15 protein-coding genes are annotated in these 16,616 nt (G+C 68.7%); 7 read left to right on the forward strand and 8 right to left on the reverse strand.

Annotated features, from left to right (window positions below):
- Positions 1 to 16: 16 nt before the first annotated feature.
- From lptB to ptsN, 5 genes are all read left to right on the forward strand, one after another.
- The gene (gene lptB / locus BM066_RS09430; RefSeq protein ID WP_089926644.1) at positions 17 to 775 is read left to right on the forward strand and encodes an LPS export ABC transporter ATP-binding protein; all 759 of its coding nucleotides are present in this window, start codon (positions 17 to 19) and stop codon (positions 773 to 775) included.
- A 450-nt stretch (positions 776 to 1,225) separates the two neighbouring features.
- On the forward strand, positions 1,226 to 2,731 hold the full coding sequence (gene rpoN / locus BM066_RS09435) for an RNA polymerase factor sigma-54 (protein ID WP_089926593.1): 1,506 nt from the start codon (positions 1,226 to 1,228) through the stop codon (positions 2,729 to 2,731).
- A 57-nt stretch (positions 2,732 to 2,788) separates the two neighbouring features.
- Positions 2,789 to 3,400 carry an exopolysaccharide biosynthesis protein gene (locus tag BM066_RS09440; protein ID WP_089926596.1) on the forward strand — a complete coding sequence of 204 codons (612 nt, stop codon included), beginning with the start codon at positions 2,789 to 2,791 and terminating at the stop codon, positions 3,398 to 3,400.
- Positions 3,401 to 3,451: 51 nt separating this feature from the next.
- Positions 3,452 to 4,084 carry a ribosome hibernation-promoting factor, HPF/YfiA family gene (gene hpf / locus BM066_RS09445; RefSeq protein WP_089926599.1) on the forward strand — a complete coding sequence of 211 codons (633 nt, stop codon included), beginning with the start codon at positions 3,452 to 3,454 and terminating at the stop codon, positions 4,082 to 4,084.
- A gap of 97 nt (positions 4,085 to 4,181) precedes the next feature.
- Positions 4,182 to 4,652, forward strand: coding sequence for a PTS IIA-like nitrogen regulatory protein PtsN (gene ptsN, locus BM066_RS09450; protein WP_089926602.1), 471 nt, complete (start codon positions 4,182 to 4,184; stop codon positions 4,650 to 4,652).
- Positions 4,653 to 4,676: 24 nt separating this feature from the next.
- On the opposite strand, the gene BM066_RS09455 is transcribed toward ptsN, so the two are convergent.
- From BM066_RS09455 to dapB, 8 genes are all read right to left on the reverse strand, one after another.
- Positions 4,677 to 5,186: a hypothetical protein gene (locus tag BM066_RS09455; RefSeq protein WP_089926605.1), complete on the reverse strand. Its 510-nt coding sequence runs from the start codon at positions 5,184 to 5,186 to the stop codon at positions 4,677 to 4,679.
- A 5-nt stretch (positions 5,187 to 5,191) separates the two neighbouring features.
- On the reverse strand, positions 5,192 to 5,800 hold the full coding sequence (locus BM066_RS09460; RefSeq protein ID WP_089926608.1) for a peptidylprolyl isomerase: 609 nt from the start codon (positions 5,798 to 5,800) through the stop codon (positions 5,192 to 5,194).
- A 295-nt stretch (positions 5,801 to 6,095) separates the two neighbouring features.
- Positions 6,096 to 6,365: a DUF1150 family protein gene (locus tag BM066_RS09465; protein WP_089926611.1), complete on the reverse strand. Its 270-nt coding sequence runs from the start codon at positions 6,363 to 6,365 to the stop codon at positions 6,096 to 6,098.
- Positions 6,366 to 6,464: 99 nt separating this feature from the next.
- Positions 6,465 to 6,890 carry an Hsp20 family protein gene (locus BM066_RS09470; protein WP_089926647.1) on the reverse strand — a complete coding sequence of 142 codons (426 nt, stop codon included), beginning with the start codon at positions 6,888 to 6,890 and terminating at the stop codon, positions 6,465 to 6,467.
- A gap of 182 nt (positions 6,891 to 7,072) precedes the next feature.
- Entirely contained in the window at positions 7,073 to 7,441 is a 369-nt protein-coding gene (locus tag BM066_RS09475) for a YdbL family probable chaperone protein (RefSeq protein WP_089926614.1), read from the reverse strand.
- A 13-nt stretch (positions 7,442 to 7,454) separates the two neighbouring features.
- Positions 7,455 to 7,631, reverse strand: coding sequence for a YnbE family lipoprotein (locus tag BM066_RS09480; RefSeq protein WP_089926616.1), 177 nt, complete (start codon positions 7,629 to 7,631; stop codon positions 7,455 to 7,457).
- Between the two features lie 36 nt (positions 7,632 to 7,667).
- Positions 7,668 to 10,946, reverse strand: coding sequence for an intermembrane phospholipid transport protein YdbH family protein (locus BM066_RS09485; RefSeq protein ID WP_089926619.1), 3,279 nt, complete (start codon positions 10,944 to 10,946; stop codon positions 7,668 to 7,670).
- Positions 10,947 to 10,986: 40 nt separating this feature from the next.
- The gene (gene dapB, locus BM066_RS09490; RefSeq protein WP_089926622.1) at positions 10,987 to 11,796 is read right to left on the reverse strand and encodes a 4-hydroxy-tetrahydrodipicolinate reductase; all 810 of its coding nucleotides are present in this window, start codon (positions 11,794 to 11,796) and stop codon (positions 10,987 to 10,989) included.
- 254 nt (positions 11,797 to 12,050) lie between these two features.
- Here dapB and BM066_RS09495 point away from each other — a divergent pair, with 254 nt between their 5' ends.
- The gene (locus tag BM066_RS09495; RefSeq protein WP_089926624.1) at positions 12,051 to 14,339 is read left to right on the forward strand and encodes an NADP-dependent malic enzyme; all 2,289 of its coding nucleotides are present in this window, start codon (positions 12,051 to 12,053) and stop codon (positions 14,337 to 14,339) included.
- A gap of 140 nt (positions 14,340 to 14,479) precedes the next feature.
- A complete protein-coding gene (locus BM066_RS25930; RefSeq protein WP_143093700.1) occupies positions 14,480 to 15,787 on the forward strand; it encodes a hypothetical protein in 1,308 nt (435 codons plus the stop codon).
- Positions 15,788 to 16,616 lie beyond the last annotated feature (829 nt).

The raw sequence follows: 16,616 nt of genomic DNA on the forward strand, positions 1-16,616 counted from the left end.
ACCCATGGCGTTTTCGATGCAATCCCTGGGCGTCAACCGCGACGTGGCCACCGACGGCCTGTTCGTCGACGCGATCGGCAAGTCGTTCGGCGACCGCCCCGTCGTCAAGAGCGTCTCCCTGCGCCTCAAGCGCGGCGAGGTCGCCGGCCTGCTGGGCCCCAACGGGGCCGGCAAGACCACCTGCTTCTACATGATCACCGGCCTGGTCGCCGCCGACTACGGCTCGATCTATCTGGACGGCGAGGACATCACCGGCCAGCCGATGTTCCAGCGCGCCCGCATGGGCGTGGGCTACCTGCCACAGGAAGCCTCGATCTTCCGGGGCATGACGGTCGAGCAGAACGTCATGGCCGTGGTCGAGATGCGCCAGAAGGACCAACGCCGGGCGCGCGAGCACGTCACCGAGATCCTGGAAGAGCTGCGCATCACCCACATCCGCAAGTCGCCGGCCGTGGCGCTGTCGGGCGGCGAGCGGCGGCGGGTGGAAATCGCCCGCGCCCTGGCCAGCGAGCCGTCGTTCATGCTGCTGGACGAGCCGTTCGCCGGCATCGACCCGCTGGCGATCTCCGACATCCGCGAAGTGGTCAGCTACCTGAAGAACCGCGGCATCGGCATCCTGATCACCGACCACAACGTCCGCGAGACGCTGCAGATGGTCGATCGGGCCTCGATCATCCACGCCGGCGAGGTGTTGTTCGAGGGCTCGCCCCAGGAGATCGTCGACAATCCCGAGGTGCGCCGCGTCTATCTGGGCGACAGCTTCGACGAACGCTGAGGAACCGAGCTCGGTTTAGGGCCAAAGGGCCCCGCCCGTTGTCATCCCGGAAGCCTCGCGGAGGCTGTCCGGGATCCAGGAGACCGGGCGAAGGCGGTGCGGTTGCCCTGGGCCCCGGACAGCGCTGCGCGCTTCCGGGATGACAACCGTTGGGATGGACCCCTGACGGAGGGGCCTTTCGGCCCACGCAAATTTTAATTTGCTGGGCGAAACCTAGGCAAAATGTTGCGTGTCTGGCCTCAAGCGTCGCCGTGGAGGGCGTTTTCCGGTCGACCCTTCTGAAATAAACTCGAATGTGATCAGGAACTTGGCGTCGGAAGACGAGAAAAACGGCCATCTCCTTGGGCGGATGGTCGCACTGGCCCGCTTTTTGCTGGCGTTCGCGCCCCGTTAACCAGACTGCCCTTCAATGGCGATCAACAGGTTCGTTGATTTGCCCAGGAGGGCGCATTGGCTCTCGGCCACAGATTGGAGCTTCGGCAAGGCCAGGGCCTTGTCATTACGCCGCAGCTTCAGCAGGCGATCAAGCTGCTGCAGCTGTCCAATCTCGAACTCGACGCCTTCGTCGAGGCCGAACTCGAGCGCAACCCCCTGCTCCAGCGCGACGACGGCCCGGCCGAGACCGAACGCGCGCCCGAAGAGATCGCCGAACGCGCCACCGAGAACCTCGGCCTGGACGCGGTGTCCGACAGCGCCGCCAGCCAGCAGATGGACGCCGCGCCCGACGACGTCTCGCCCGGCGAGCGCGCCACCGGCGACGGGGTCGAACCCGGGGCCGAGCAGGCCGGCGGCCAGATCGACTGGTCGCGCGCCGGCGGCGGCGGCAATTTCGAGGGCGACGGCCACTACGAAGAGGCCCTGGCCCGCGCCCCCACCCTGGTCGAGCACCTGACCGAGCAGCTGGCCGTGGCCGGCCTGTCGCCCGCCCAGACCGTGGTGGCCGGGGTGCTGATCGACGCGGTCGACGACACCGGCTACCTGCGCGCCGACCTCCCGGAGGTGGCCCAGCGCCTGGGCTGCGACCTGGTCTTCGTCGAGGACGTGCTGACCGTGCTGCAAGGCTTCGAGCCGGCCGGCGTCATGGCCCGCGACGTCCGCGAGTGCCTGGCCCTGCAGCTGAAGGACGTCAACCGCTACGACCCGTGCATGGCGGCCCTGCTGGACAACCTGGACCTGCTGGCCCGCCGCGACATGACCGCCCTGCGCAAGGCCTGCGGCGTCGATGACGAGGACCTGCGCGAGATGGTCGCCGAGATCCGCGCCCTGACCCCTCGCCCCGGCTCGGCCTTCCACAGCGATCCGCCCCAGACCCTGGTGCCCGACGTCCACGTGCGCGAGACGCCCGGCGGCCTGTGGCACGTGGAGTTGAACACCGACACCCTGCCCAAGGTGCTGGTCGACCAGCGCTACCACGCCCGCGTCAGCAAGGGCGCGCGGACCGAGCAGGAGAAGACCTTCGTCTCCGACAGCTTCGCCACCGCCAACTGGCTGGTCAAAAGCCTCGACCAGCGGGCCAAGACCATCCTGAAGGTCTCCAGCGAGATCGTCCGCCAGCAGGACGGCTTCCTGGCCTACGGCGTCGAGCACCTGCGGCCGCTGAACCTGAAGACCGTGGCCGACGCCATCGGCATGCACGAATCGACCGTCAGCCGGGTGACCTCCAACAAGTACATCGCCACCCCGCGCGGGGTGTTCGAGCTGAAATACTTCTTCACCTCGGCGATCCAGGCCACCGAGGGCGGCGAGGCCCACTCGGCCGCCAGCGTGCGCCACAAGATCAAGGGCCTGGTCGAGGCCGAGCGCACCGAGGCCGACGTCCATTCCGACGACCGCATCGTCGAGATCCTCAAGGAAAGCGGCGTCGACATCGCCCGCCGCACGGTGGCCAAGTACCGCGAAGCGCTGCGGATCCCGTCCTCGGTCGAGCGGCGTCGCTTGATCAAGGAAACCGCCTGACCTCATGCGCCCCGACAGCCGTGTTCCGCGTTTTGTGAAGGCGGCTGAAGGCGAGTCATGACCACCCAGAAACTGTCCGACGTCATCGAAGGGTTCGGCGAGGACGCGCGTCCCGTCCTGACCGTCGGCCAGATGCTTGAGCAGTTCGACAGCCGCGCCTTCGGGGCCATGCTGCTGGTGTTCGGCCTGCTGAACTGCCTGCCCCTGCCCCCGGGCTCGTCGACGATCCTCAGCCTGCCGATCTTGCTGCTGGCCCCGCAGATCGCCTGGGGTTCCGACATCCCCTGGCTGCCGCGCAAGCTGGTCGAGCACCCCCTCAAGCGCGACGACCTGCGCGGACTGTTCCGTAGGCTGACGCCGATCGTCCGGCGAATGGAGCTGGTCACCCGCCCCCGGCTGAGGATCCTGTTCGGCCCGGTCGGCGAGCGGCTGATCGGCGTGGTCTGCACCCTGCTGGCCCTGGTGCTGGTGCTGCCGATCCCGCTGGGCAACCTGGCGCCGGGCGCGACCGTGGCCGTCCTGGCCCTGGCCCTGCTGCAGCGCGACGGCCTGCTGGCCCTGCTGGGCTACCTGATGGCGGCGACCAGCGTGGGCCTGCTGGTGCTGAGCGCCGGCGTGGTGGCCGCCGCGGTCGACCGGCTGCTGCATCTGATTCCGGGGCTGTTCTAAGGCGCTTCCGCAACGCTTGACACCAGACCCAGACGGGCGCGTTGATACGGCATGCAAGTCCAAATCTCCGGCAAGCATGTCGACGTTGGCGAGGCTCTGCGAGCGCGAGTCTCCGACGAAATCGCCCTGAGCATCGGCAAGTATTTCGACCGCGGCGGCGACGCCGATGTCGTGATCAGCAAGGAGGGCTTCGCCTTCCGGGTCGATTGCTCGGTCAAGCTGGCTTCGGGCCAGCAGCTGATCAGCCACGGTGCGGGCGGCGACGCCCACGCGGCCTTCGACGCCGCCCTGGCCAAGATCGAGACGCGCATCCGGCGCTACAAGCGGCGGCTGAAGAGTCACTCGATCGCCGCCACGGCCAAGCAGGCGGAAAACGCGGCCATGTACGTGCTGCGCGCGCCTGACAGCGACGAGATCGACACCGACGACTGGAGCGTCGAGGACGAGCACCCCGCCGGCGCCCCCGCGGGCATGATCATCGCCGAGACCCAGGCCTCGCTGAAGATCATGACCGTTTCCATGGCGGTCATGGAACTGGACTTGACCGAGTCCCAGGCAATCGTGTTTAGGAACGCCGCCCACGACGGTTTGTCGGTGGTCTACAGGCGGCCTGACGGAAATATCGGTTGGATCGACCCCGAACGCACCAAGTCGCTGAACGGGCACGCACCGGCCGCTAGCTGATCGAACCTCGGATCGGTCGACGCGTTTCGGTAGGCCCCCGTCTCGGCCAGAGGCGGCGACGAAGCGCGACGACCGACTGCGAGCGAGTTTCCACACCATGACCATCGGCGATCTACTGGAGCCCGGCGCGGTCACCCTCAGAGTCAGCGCCGCCAACAAGCGTCAGGTTCTCGGCGTCATCGCCGACGTCGCCGCCCGCGTGTTCGGCGTCGACGCCAACGAGGCGCTGGAAGGCCTGGTCGAGCGCGAGAGCGCCGGGTCTACCGGCGTGGGCCAGGGCGTGGCGATTCCCCACGCGCGGCTGTCGGGCATAGACCGGGTGCGCGTGGTGTTCATGCGCCTGGAGACCCCGGTGGCGTTCGGGTCGGTCGACGACAAGCCCGTGGACCTGCTGGTGGCGCTGTTCGCGCCCCGCGACGCCGATTCCAGCCACCTGCGGGCCCTGGCCCGCATCTCGCGGATGATGCGTCAGCCCGAGCTGCGCGAGCAGCTGCGCAAGGCCCGCTCGGCCGACGCCGTGCACGTGATGCTGACCCAGGCCCACGAGAGCAAGCCCACGGCGGCCTGACCGCGCGGGGCTACAGGGCTTCGATCAGAACCCCGCCATGTCGTCGGCGAACCACGCCAGGGCGGCGGGATCGTCATACGCGCAGCCGACAAGAACCTTGCCGTCCAGGGCGCCCTGGTGGAGCTGGTAGGCGATGATCCTGCGCCCGTCGTCGATCCGCCGCTCGGCCGGTCCATAGGATTCGGGCGCCAATTGCAGCCGGTCGACGACCGCGGCCGACGCCTGGCCCGCAACGACCATGGCGATCCGGCCCGGCGAGACGTAGACGGCGTCCGTGGAATAGCCCAGCGCGCCGACCGGCGCGGTCAGGCGGTAGAGGTTGCCCGACGGCGCGGCGAAGACCTGGGTCGGCGCCTTCATCCCGGCGTCCTCGGCGGCGAGCGCGGTCATCAGGGTCGCGACGGCGCCGTCGTCGATCCGGCAGGACAGGGCGCGGGCCAGCAGGCTTTCGCGGGCGAACGCGGCCGAGGGCGCGGCGGCCAGCGTCACCAAGACCGCGGCCAGGATCGGCCTCGCCCGCCAGGGTCGAGTCATCGCCGTCAGACCCGCTTCATGCCGATGATCTTCACCGGCGGGTTCAGCATCTGGCCCTTCATGGCCGGATAGAGGGCCGGGCCGTCGGCCTTCAGGGCCAGGATCGTCTTGACGACGTCCAGGCCCTGGACCACGCCGCCGAACGCCGCGAAGCCCTGGTTGTCGCCCGCCGCGCCGGGATGGGCGTCCAGATAGGGCTGGGGGCTGGCGCAGATGAAGAAATCGCAAGTGGCCGTGCCGGGGGCGTTGCGGGCCATGGAAATGGTCCCGGCCCGGTGCTTGATCCCCGTCTGCCGGGTGCTTTCGTGGGCGATGGGCGCGAAGCGGCGCACCCGGTCGGGCGGCCCGCCCTGGATCGAGCCGGCCCCCTTGACGCCCTTGGTCCTCGAGGCGCGGTAGAAGGTCCCGCCGTCGTATTTATGAGCATCGACATAGCGCAGGAAATTGGCCGAGGTGATCGGCGCCTTGCCGCTTTCCAGCTCGACGACGATCGTCCCGTGATCGGTCTGGATCGCCACCCGGGGCTTCGGCGCGGCCGCCAGGACGGGAAGGGGGCTGGCCGCCAGGAGCCCGGCGGCTCCCAGCACGGTGCGACGTCCGATCCAGGTGTTCATGCTCGCCATTCCTCGCCTGATGCTCGCGACTCCTTAGCGCGGCGAGGACGGGCGCGTCGACAGGGCGGCGACGGCGCGGGCGCGGATCGAGCTTCAGCCGCGCGCTCTCCACAAACTCCGTCATTCTCGCCCTCGTGGCGAGAATCCCTCGATCCGCCGCAGGTGTGGGAGAGTGGCGCGCCAGCGCGCCAAGGCGTTTGCCCGTCAGCTGAAGCAGGGATTCCCGCCACAAGGGCGGGAATGACGGACTACAGAGGATGGCCTGTCCGCCAAGACCAGTCGAAGGTCGCGCCTCCTAGTGCACCGAGACCGGCGCCAGTTCGTGGGCGAGGGCGGCGGCGACGGCCGCGTCCTTGTCGGTCAGCACGGCCAGGCGGGCGCCGTCGGCGCGACACACCGCGTACAGGGTCTGGTCAGGAGACAGCTCGACCTCGTCGGTCACGCCCACCGGCACGTCGGCCAGGATCTCGGCCGCCTTGATCGGGCGGACATAGACCAGGTCCGGGGCGCCCAGGGCCGCGAAGGCCTCGGCGGAGAAGAACGGGGTAGCGGGGTTCGGTGTCATAAGACCACCTCCTAAAAAGGGGAACGCCCCATGCCGCGTCCGGGTTCAGACCGCGGCCCCGGGGACTGTCGTCGGGCTGTCGTCGGGCTGTCCGGGCGCTCAGCCCACCGAGCGGATCGGGATGCGGCGGACCAGCCGTTCGGGTTCCGGACGGGCCAGGTCCACGTGCAGCAGGCCATGCTCGAGCGTGGCGGCGGTGACTTCCATGCCGTCGGCCAGCACGAAGGTCCGCAGGAAGCCGCGGGCCGCGATGCCGCGATGCAGATAGGCCTTGTCGGCCTCGGGCTTGCCTTCCGCCTCGCGCCGCCCGGCCACCACCAGCTGGCCGCCTTCGACGGTCACCTGCAGCTGGTCGGGCGAGAAGCCGGCCACCGCCAGGGTGATGCGCACCCCGCCGTCCTCGGCCTGCTCGACATTGTAGGGCGGATAGCTTTCGGCGGCGGCCTTGGCCGCGCGCTCGATCAGGTCTCGGGTGTGTTCGAAGCCCAGCAGGAAGGGGCTGTCGAACAGGATCGTCCGGGTCATCGCGAAGTCCTCGCTCAAGCGACTTCGTTCGTCCGACACGACCCGGGATCGGCATCGCGCCTGACGACGTGAGGACTAGGTGGCGATGCGGGGGGACGGGTTCAAGGGTTCAGGTCCCTCCCCCCAATGGGACAGATGGGGACATGCGCATGCGCATGTCCCCGACAGCGGGCGCGAGCCCGCTACTTCTTCACCCAGCCGCCGTTCAGCGGCTTCCAGTACTGGCCGGGGGCCAGGCGGGCGTAGAGCTGCTTGGCGGTGGCCTGGCCGGCGGCCTCGGCGGTGACGCCGGTCTTGGCGGCGGTGTCCTTGTAGACGGCCGCGCGGCCGGCGTTGATCTCGGCCACGGCGGCGCGGGTCTCGGCGTCGCCGCCCGAAACCACGCCCAGGAAGCCGTCGGCCTGCTCGCCCACCGTGCCGGCGGCCTTGCCGGCGTCGACGGCGGCCTTGGCGGCGGCCGACTGGGCGAAGGCGGGAGAGGCCAGCAGGGGAAGGGCCGCGGCGCCCAGCGAAGCGGCCAGGGCCAGGACCGTCATAGTCTTGCGGATCATGTCGGTTCCTCTCTTAGAACAGGTTGGGGTTCTGCTGGATCGCGGACTGGACTTCCTTGTCCAGTTGCACGCGCACATTGGCGTCCAGCTTGGCGTAGATGTTGATCGGGTCGACCTTGACCCGCACCGTCGGGGTGCACGCCGCGAGGGCGCCCGCCGCGAGGAGGGGAAGGATCAGGGCGCGCTTCATGGCGGGTGTCTCCAGTTCTTTAGGAAATCTGCGGTTTCAAGGCTGAACCGCATCTGAACGCGGCGCGGCCGGCGGGGGCGTCGCGGGGGACGCGGCCGCGCGGGCCTGGGCCTCTTCCCAGGCGCGCTTGGCCGCCGCGATAAGCTCGTCGAAGTTTAGCGACGTATCCAGGGTCAGGTCGACCGGCGTCTTGGCGGGCAGCGGGATGCGGCGCTGGAAGGCGGTGCCGCGCAGCAGCTCCACCAAGCCGACCTTGGCCTTTTCGGCGACCTTGGGGTCGTGCTCGCCCTTGATGTGGAACAGGATCCCCAGGCGACCCTTGTCGGTGCTGCTGACCCCGGCCTCCAGGGTGTCGAAATGGAGGTTTTCCATGGCCTGGTAGGCGAAGTCCTGGATGGCGTTGACCGGCACGGCCTTCGGTGCGGTCAGCGGGTCGTTCGGATCGATCGTTCCCTGGCCGGCCTCGACGCCGGTCAGCGCCTCGCGGGCGATCGACAGACGACCCGGGCCGGTGGCGTAGATCCGGCCGTCGACGAAGCGGAAGCCGGCCGGGCTGGCCTCGAACGGCAGGCGGCCGTCGATGGTCGCCTCGACCTTGACCTTGTCGGCCAGGGACGAGCCGGAGACCAGCAGGCCCAGGTCCAGGCCGGCGATGTTGACCACGCCCTTCATCGCGCCCTTGCCGTCCAGCGGCACGTCGAACGGCTCGATGCTGATCTTGCCCTCCGAGGTCTCGAAGGTGGTGGCCTGCAGGTGCACGGCCTCGGCGCCGAGGCCGAAACTGGCCCGGATCGACTGGATCGGCACGACGGCGTCGATGCTGTCGAGGGTCAGGACCTGGCCGGGCGGGGCGGTCAGCGGGGCCAGGCTGTCGAAGACGATCTGGCCCTTCAGCCGGTGGGCCGGACCCAGCGGGCTCTTGAAGTCCAGGCCGGGGGTCGAGACCCGGCCCTCGCTGGTCATGACCTCGTCGCGCCAGGCGAAGCGGCCGGTGAAGGCGGCGGGGCCCTCGGCGTCGCGGGCGACCGTGGCCAGCGGCGTCAGCTCCAGCGGCTGCAGCCCGCCCTTGGCGAAGACCAGGTTCGAGGCGTCGATGTCGGCCTGGCCCCGGCCGCTGGCCACGTCGTGGCGGATCGTGACCCGGCCCAGCGGGCGGCCGTTCAGGGTCTTGCCGTCCAGGGCGCCGGTCCACTGGCCGCGCGCCAGGTCGACCTCGCCGGTCGCGGCCAGGGTCTCGAAGCGCTTGCCCTCGGTCGAGGCCTCGACCACCCGGCCGCCGGTGACCTTGACCTGGGCGACGTCGAAGCCGCGCCCGCCGCCGACGAAGCTGGCCTCGACGCCCTCAAGCCGCGCCTGGGCGACATTGACCCGCGCCGCGCCGTCCCGGACCAGGGCCGAGGCCCGCCAGATCCCGTCATGGGCGACGACCAGGGGCTGGGCGCTCGGGCACAGCCGGAAGGTCACGTGGCTGATCGGCGGCTCGCCCATGGCGATGGCCCGGGCGGTCATCGGCGTGCAGCCGTTCAGGCGCGCCGTCAGCCCGCCGCCGGCCAGCTGGACCCGACCGGCCAGGGTTCCCGCCACGCCGAGGAACGGCGGCACGTCCACGGCCCCGGCCACGACCACGTCGCTGGTCAGGCCCGAGGCGTCCGAGCGCCAGCTGGGGACCTTCAGGGTGATGTCGGGCAGGCCGCCGCCGCCCAGGGCGACGCTCGCCCGGCCACTGGCCGTTCCGTCCCGCGCCGCCACCAGCGGGCCGCCGGGCGCGTCCAGCGCGACCCTGGCGCCGTCGGCGGCGGTCAGGGCGACCGGGCGGGGCAGGGACAGGGTCGTCTGGCCGCCGGTGATCCCCAGCTTCAGGGCCGGGACGCTGAGCGCGAACCGCGACAGGGCCCGGGCGGCGGCCTGGGCGTAGTCCGGATTGGGCAGGGCCTGGGCCACGCGCTGGGCGTCCGGCCCGGTCATGGCCCCGTCGGCGTCGGCCCGGGCGTCCAGGGCCAGGGCGATCCCGTCGGTCCCGGCCGAGAACCGGCCCTTGCCGTCGGCGGCCAGGCTGGACAGCACCACCCCGCCCATCGCCGCGCGGCCGCTGCCCGCCGCCACCGACAGCGGCCCGCTGATCGAGCTTCGCGCCTTGTCCGAGACCAGGGTCAGGCTGGAGGACCGGACCTCCAGCGCCGCGCGCGACAGGGCCGCCCCGCCGGCCACCGCCCGGTCGGCGTTGGCGGCCAGCCGCGTGCGGGCCGAGCCGCGCACGCCGCCGGGATCATAGGTCAGGGCCAGGTTCGACAGGTCCAGGTCGGCGACCACGTCGCGGCTGTCCAGCCCCTGGGCGGTCAGGCGCTCGCCGCGCGCCTGCAGCGTCGTCTTGCCGGTCAGGCCGCCGCGCTGGAAATCGCCGCTCAGCAGGCCCGACACCGCCAGATTGGCCTCCAGCCCGCCCAGGCTGGCGGCCTCGACCTCGGCGCCCCGGGCCTTCAGGGCCAGCCGGGCCTCGGCCGGGCCGACCATCGACAGCTGCTTGAGGTCCGGATAGGTCAGGTCGGCCTGCAGGGTCCCCTGCGCCTCGGTCAGGTCCAGCTGGCCGGCGCTGAAGGTCTTCAGGCCCAGCTGGACGTCGACGGTCAGGCGGTCGCCGCGCTTGCGGGCCTTGACCAGGGCGCCGTCGGCCTCGAACGACAGGCCCGGCGTCGCGTAGCGCATGGCCGCCAGCCGGCCGTCGAAGCGCAGCAGCTTGCCGTCGTCCAGGCTGGCGTCGCCGGTCATCCGGGCCGGGCCGCCGGGGGTGCGCAGCAGCACCCGGGCGTCCTCGATCAGGATCGCCGGCCCCGGCGCGGCCGGTTCGGTCGGCGACTTCAGCGCCCGGTCGATCAGCGGCTGCAGGGTCCCGAAGTTCAGGCCGTTCGCGTCCAGCCGGGCGTTGACCCGCGGCCGCACCAGCCGCACGGCCCGGGTGTTCAGCGCGAACTTGCCGCCGGTCCAGGGGGAGGCCAGGTCGTAGGCCACCTCGATCCGCTCGGCCGAGAACACCGGGGCGTTCTTCGGGCCCAGGCGGATCGCGCCGGCGAAGCCGGTGGCGTCCAGGTCGTCCAGGTCCAGGGTCGCCTCGATCCCCTGGTCGTTCAACCACGCCAGGGCCAGCTCGCGGCTGATCTCGCGGCGGCCGGCATAGGCCGAAAAGCCGATGGCCACGAAGGCCAGGGCGGCCAGGCTCATCGCCTCCAGGCCGGCGTCGACCAGCGCCGCGCGGCGGGGCCGGGCGGGTGCGGACGGCTTGGCGTCGTTCTGGGGCTCTGGCGGTGTGGGCTCGGCCATCGGGGGGCACAATGCCGCAAGCTGCGGCGATTGTTAGGCCTTAGTTTTCGAAACCCAGCACGTCCTGCATGTCGTAGAGCCCCGGCGGCCGGCCCTTGACCCACAAGGCGGCGGCGACGGCCCCCCGCGCGAACAGCCCCCGGTCGGTGGCCGAGTGCGACAGGGTCAGCACCTCCTCCTCGCCGGCGAAGATCACGCTGTGCTCGCCGATGATCCCGCCGCCGCGCACCACCGAGAAGCCGATGGCCCCTGCCTTGCGCGGGCCGGTCATGCCGTCGCGGCCGCGGTCGGCCACCTGGCCCAGGCCCACGCCGCGCCCGTCGGCCGCCGCCTGGCCCAGCATCAGGGCGGTGCCGGACGGGGCGTCGATCTTGCGCTTGTGGTGGGCCTCGTAGACCTCGACGTCCCAGTCGGCGGCGGGCAAGGCGGCGGCGGTCTGGCGCACCAGGCCCATCAGCATGTTGACGCCCAGCGAATAGTTGCCCGACTTGACGATCGCCACCTTGGTCGCCGCCGCGGCGATGCGGGCGTTCTGCTCGTCGGAAAAGCCGGTCGAGCCGATCACCAGGGCGGGGCCGCCGTTGGCGGCGGCGGCCTCGGCCAGGGCCACGGAGGCCTCGGGAATCGTGAAGTCGATGGCCACGTCGGCGGCCTTCAGCGCCGCGTCGCGCTCGACCAGGCCCTCGCCGACCGCGCCCGGCCGGTCGAACCGCGCCACGACCACCGCGTCGGTCCGCCCGGCCAGGGTCTTGGCCAGGGCCTGGCCCATGCGGCCCAAGGCGCCGGCCAGGGCGATGGTAACGGTACCTTTCTCAACGCTCGGCGGCGCGGCTAAGTCGTTCTGGCTCAAGGCGATCTCCCGGGGACGGCGCGGGCGGTAGTCTCCCGACCCGCCCCCTCAGGTCAAGGAAAACAGCGGCCCAATGACAACGCTGGACAGGTCCAATCCCAAGCAGAACAAGCGTTTGCGTCGAAAAACTTCAGGCGCCCGAGGTTGTGACGACCCCGCCCGGTCGCTACGGTGCGCCCCATAAGGACGCGTCGCATCGTTCGGCGCCTCCATCACGTGTGACTTGCAAGACAGCAGGACAGGGGAAACGCGCCATGAGCGACGCGGAAAAGAAGACCTTCACGGACGAGGAAGCGCTGAACTTCCACCGCTATCCGACCCCCGGGAAGATCGGCGTCGTCGCCACCAAGCCGATGGCCACCCAGCGCGACCTTTCCCTGGCCTACTCCCCCGGCGTCGCCGTGCCGGTCCACGCCATCGCCAAGGACCCGGACGCCGCCTACGACTACACCTCCAAGGGCAACCTGGTGGCGGTGATCAGCAACGGCACCGCGATCCTCGGCCTCGGCGACCTGGGCGCCCTGGCCTCCAAGCCGGTGATGGAGGGCAAGTCCGTCCTGTTCAAGCGCTTCGGCGACGTCGACTCCATCGACATCGAGATCAGCTCCAAGGACGCCGACGAGATCATCACGGTGGTCAAGAACATCGGCGTCACGTTCGGCGGCATCAATCTGGAGGACATCAAGAGCCCCGAATGCTTCCGCATCGAGACCGAGCTGCAGGAGCTGCTCGACATCCCGGTGTTCCACGACGACCAGCACGGCACGGCGATCATCTGCGCCGCCGGCCTGATCAACGCCTGCCACATCACCGGCAAGAAGATCGAGGACGTCAAGGTCGTGCTCAACGGCCCCGGCGCGGCCGGCATCGCCTCGCTGGAGCTGATCAAGGCCATGGGCGTGCGGCCCGACAACGTCATCGCCGTCGACAGCAAGGGCGTGCTCTACGAGGGCCGCACCGAGGGCATGAACCAGTGGAAGAGCGCCCACGCGGTCAAGACCGACAAGCGCACCCTGGCCGAGGCCGTGGCCGGCGCCGACGTGCTGCTGGGCCTCTCGGCCAAGGGCGCCTTCACGCCCGAGATGATCGCCAGCATGGCCCCCAACCCGGTGATCTTCGCCATGGCCAATCCCGACCCGGAGATCACCCCGGAGGAGGTGCACCGCATCCGCAAGGACGCGATCATGGGCACCGGCCGCAGCGACTATCCCAACCAGGTCAACAACGTCCTGGGCTTCCCCTACATCTTCCGCGGCGCCCTGGACGTGCGGGCCCGGCGGGTCAATTACGAGATGAAGATCGCCTGCGCCAACGCCCTGGCCATGCTGGCCCGCGAGGACGTGCCCGACGAGGTCGCCGCCGCCTATCACGGCCGCCAGCTGAAGTTCGGCCCGCAGTACATCATCCCCTCGGCCTTCGACCCGCGGCTGATCTGGTACGTGCCGCCGTTCGTGGCCCAGGCGGCCATGGACACCGGCGTGGCCCGCCGGCCCATCGCCGACATGGACGCCTACCGCGCCAGCCTGGCCCAACGCCTGGACCCCACCGCCGGCTTCCTGCAGAAGATCAGCGGCGCGGTCCTGGCCAACCCCAAGACCATCGTGTTCGCCGAGGGCGAGGAGCCGTCGGTGATCCGCGCCGCCTACGCCTTCCAGACCGGCGGCTACGGCAAGGCCATCCTCTGCGGCCGCGAGCACCTGGTGAAGGAGAACATGCGCGTCGTCGGCCTCGATCCCGAGACCGTCGAGCTGGAGATTCACAACGCCCGGCTCAGCGACCGCAACCCCGACTATGTCGACGCCCTCTACAAGCGCCTGCAGCGCCAGGGCTATCTGAAGCGCGACGTCCAGCGGCTGATCAACCAGGACCGCAACAGCTTCGCCGCCTCGATGGTCACCCTGGGCGAGGCCGACGGCATGGTCACCGGCGTCACCCGCGCCTTCGACCAGGCCCTGGAGGAGGTGCTGCGCGTCGTCGACCCGGCCCCCGGCGGCCGGATCATGGGCATGTCCGTCGTCCTGGCCAAGGGCCGCACGGTCTTCGTGGCCGACACCAACGTCACCGAGCTGCCCGACGCCGACGAGCTGGTCGAGATCGCCTGCGAGGCGGCCCGCGCCGTCAAGCGCCTGGGCTTCAAGCCGCGCGTGGCCTTCATGAGCTATTCCACCTTCGGCAACCCGATGGGCGAGCGCTCCGACAAGGTGCGCGAGGCGGTGGCCATGCTCGACGAGATGGACGTCGACTTCGAATACGAAGGCGAAATGCCGCCCGAACTGGCCCTGGACCCGGAAAAGCGCGCCAACTACCCGTTCATGCGCCTGACCGACAGCGCCAACATCCTGGTCATGCCGGCCATCCACTCGGCCTCGATCGCCACCAAGCTGGTGCAGTCGCTGGGCGGCGCGACGGTGATCGGGCCGGTGCTGCTGGGGCTGAGCAAGTCGGTGCAGATCGCACCGTTGAGCGCGTCGGTGTCGAAGATCCTGAATATGGCGATGATGGCGGCGTACGAGGGGGCGGGGGAGGCCGGGGCGGCGGAGTAGGGGGTTCGTAATTCCGAGGCTGACCCGCTCCAGAAACAAAGCCAACCGAGACTGTATGGTCGTGGGGACTTACCCTTACGCTCACCATCGCACTTGCATCGAACAAGCTTTGCCTTATCGGTTGAGTCGCGGAGGGCCTCATGTCGCAGCAGCAAGCGATCAACACCTACAGAATTGCTTCGCCGGACGATCAACGCTTGTTGGTCTTGCTTGAAGCGTTAGCCGGCAAGTTCGATACGAACTTCTCGATCCATGTAGGCGGACCGTCTCTTGGCAGTTTTCGAACTGCACAAGACGCCCGCAATGGGACAGAACGCGATTGGGGAAGCGGGAGGATCATCACCTCCGCATATCTGAACGTTGACAACGCACGTGTGGGCTTTCATCGGGCCATCACGCGGTTCGGCCAGCAGAATCTCGTCGAAGTATCGAACTTCGAAGCTGAGGTATTTGTTTTTCGACATGATCATCAACAAGTTTCCGCCAAAATTGCACTGATTATCGCCGATGTGGTCGAATCATATCGCCAAGAGATATTGAAAGTCGAAAAACCCTCTAAAGCACCTAGAGATTTTTCTGACATTTATGCTAGACAACTAGCGGACCTATCACAGCTTCATCATAAAATTATACTCGAAGCTGAAGCAGCTAGACAGAAACGTGAGGATGAGCTCGCAGCTCAAGCGCGTGCTAATGATGAGCGCGCTATAGCTCAGAAGGCATCTTTGGAAGCACAGGCTGACGAGGTAAGACGGCAGCTGTCCGACCAAGAGGCCGAACTTGCAGCACGCAAGAAGGAGATCGACGATCGTAGCCACACCCACGCGCGTCGCGAAACACGCGTCGCGATTACTACTGAGGTTAAGGCTCGACAGGGACGACCGCCAGTATCTCGTAACACCAGCCTCTATCGGGGCACGATTCTAACGGTCTCGGTCACTCTATTCTTGCTGCTCGCATGGCTGACCGTTGTCAACAGTCAAGAAGTTTCGACAATGATCCGTCAAGCCCAACCCTTTGGGCCTGCATTCTATACAATTGTGGGGCGGTTAGCCCTTCTGACGCTTGGGGCTGTCGGTAGCGCCGCCTATCTGCTCAACTTCCTGCGCCAAATGCATGACGATGATCTGCGGGCCGAGCGCGATTTGGAGCGGTATCTATACGACGTGGATCGCGCTAGCTGGGTCATCGAAACCGTCCTAGAGGCCCAACGCAGAGATGGTGAACAGGAGCCGGTGGAAATACCGGCTGAATGGGTCCAGGGCGTAACTCGGAGCCTCTTTGCGCGGTCGGAAGCTAAGGATCCTCAGGAAAGTTCGCTAGCCGCAGTCGGGTCTCTGTTTAATTTTGCTGCCGAAGCAGAGCTTGGCCCTGGAGGGACGAAGCTTAAATTCAATCGCCCTGGACTACGCGCCTTGCGGCGCCGAGCTGAAGCCGCCGACGAGTAGGTGGGCGGACTTTTAAAGGATAGCCATCCGCCCCTCAGCGGATGACGCCACGTCCTGAAACCCTTGGTGGAAGGGGAGCTCTGGGGTCTGACCGTGTCAAGGATCGCCTCCGGCGACCGCGTCGCGGCGACGCGGAGCGTCGTCCTTGACACGGTCAGACCCCAGAGCAGGCTCGCCACCATGGATTTCAGGGCGCGGCCTGGCCGCCGAGGGGCGGTCGGGGCGGGCGAGGGGGGAGGTGAGATCCTCGATTTTTGACCCGCTCATCCCGGCGAACGCCGGGACCCAGATCCCAAAGCTGGGTGGTGGATTGGATGCGCTCAGAGCTCTTGGCGTCAGCCACACCGCCATTCCATCTGGGTCCCGGCGTTCGCCGGGATGAGCGGAGTTTGAGGTTTTATGCTCGGCGGATAGCGGACAAGGTCTCGGAATTTCAACGCCCTGAACTTTCTCGACCTCAATCTGTCCCCGCCTTCCAGACCACCCGTATCCTTGACTCACCTCGACGCAGGGAAAGGGCGCATGGCCAGCGACCAGTTGCGGCGGCGAGGGGCGATCGAGCGGGGTCCTTTCCGGCTTTGGCTGGAGAGAGACTGAAACAGAGGGCGAGGGACGTAAGCTCGCCCATCGGGGTCTTCGCTGGAAGGCTCCGCCCGTCGTGGGGTTCGCTCCGGTCCTGGTTCGGCTCACTCCCGCCTCTGAAAATCAAGCGGTGCACAGATCCAGCGGGGAACACACCGGGTGGGGTGAAGGGCGGAAAAGGCCCGCGCGCCCCGGCCTTGCGGATAACGGTCGCGCGGAGCGTTCGGGCTTCGTCGAAACGGTTACT

The sequence above is a fragment of the Caulobacter sp. UNC279MFTsu5.1 genome (assembly GCF_900114015.1).
Taxonomy (GTDB): domain Bacteria; phylum Pseudomonadota; class Alphaproteobacteria; order Caulobacterales; family Caulobacteraceae; genus Caulobacter.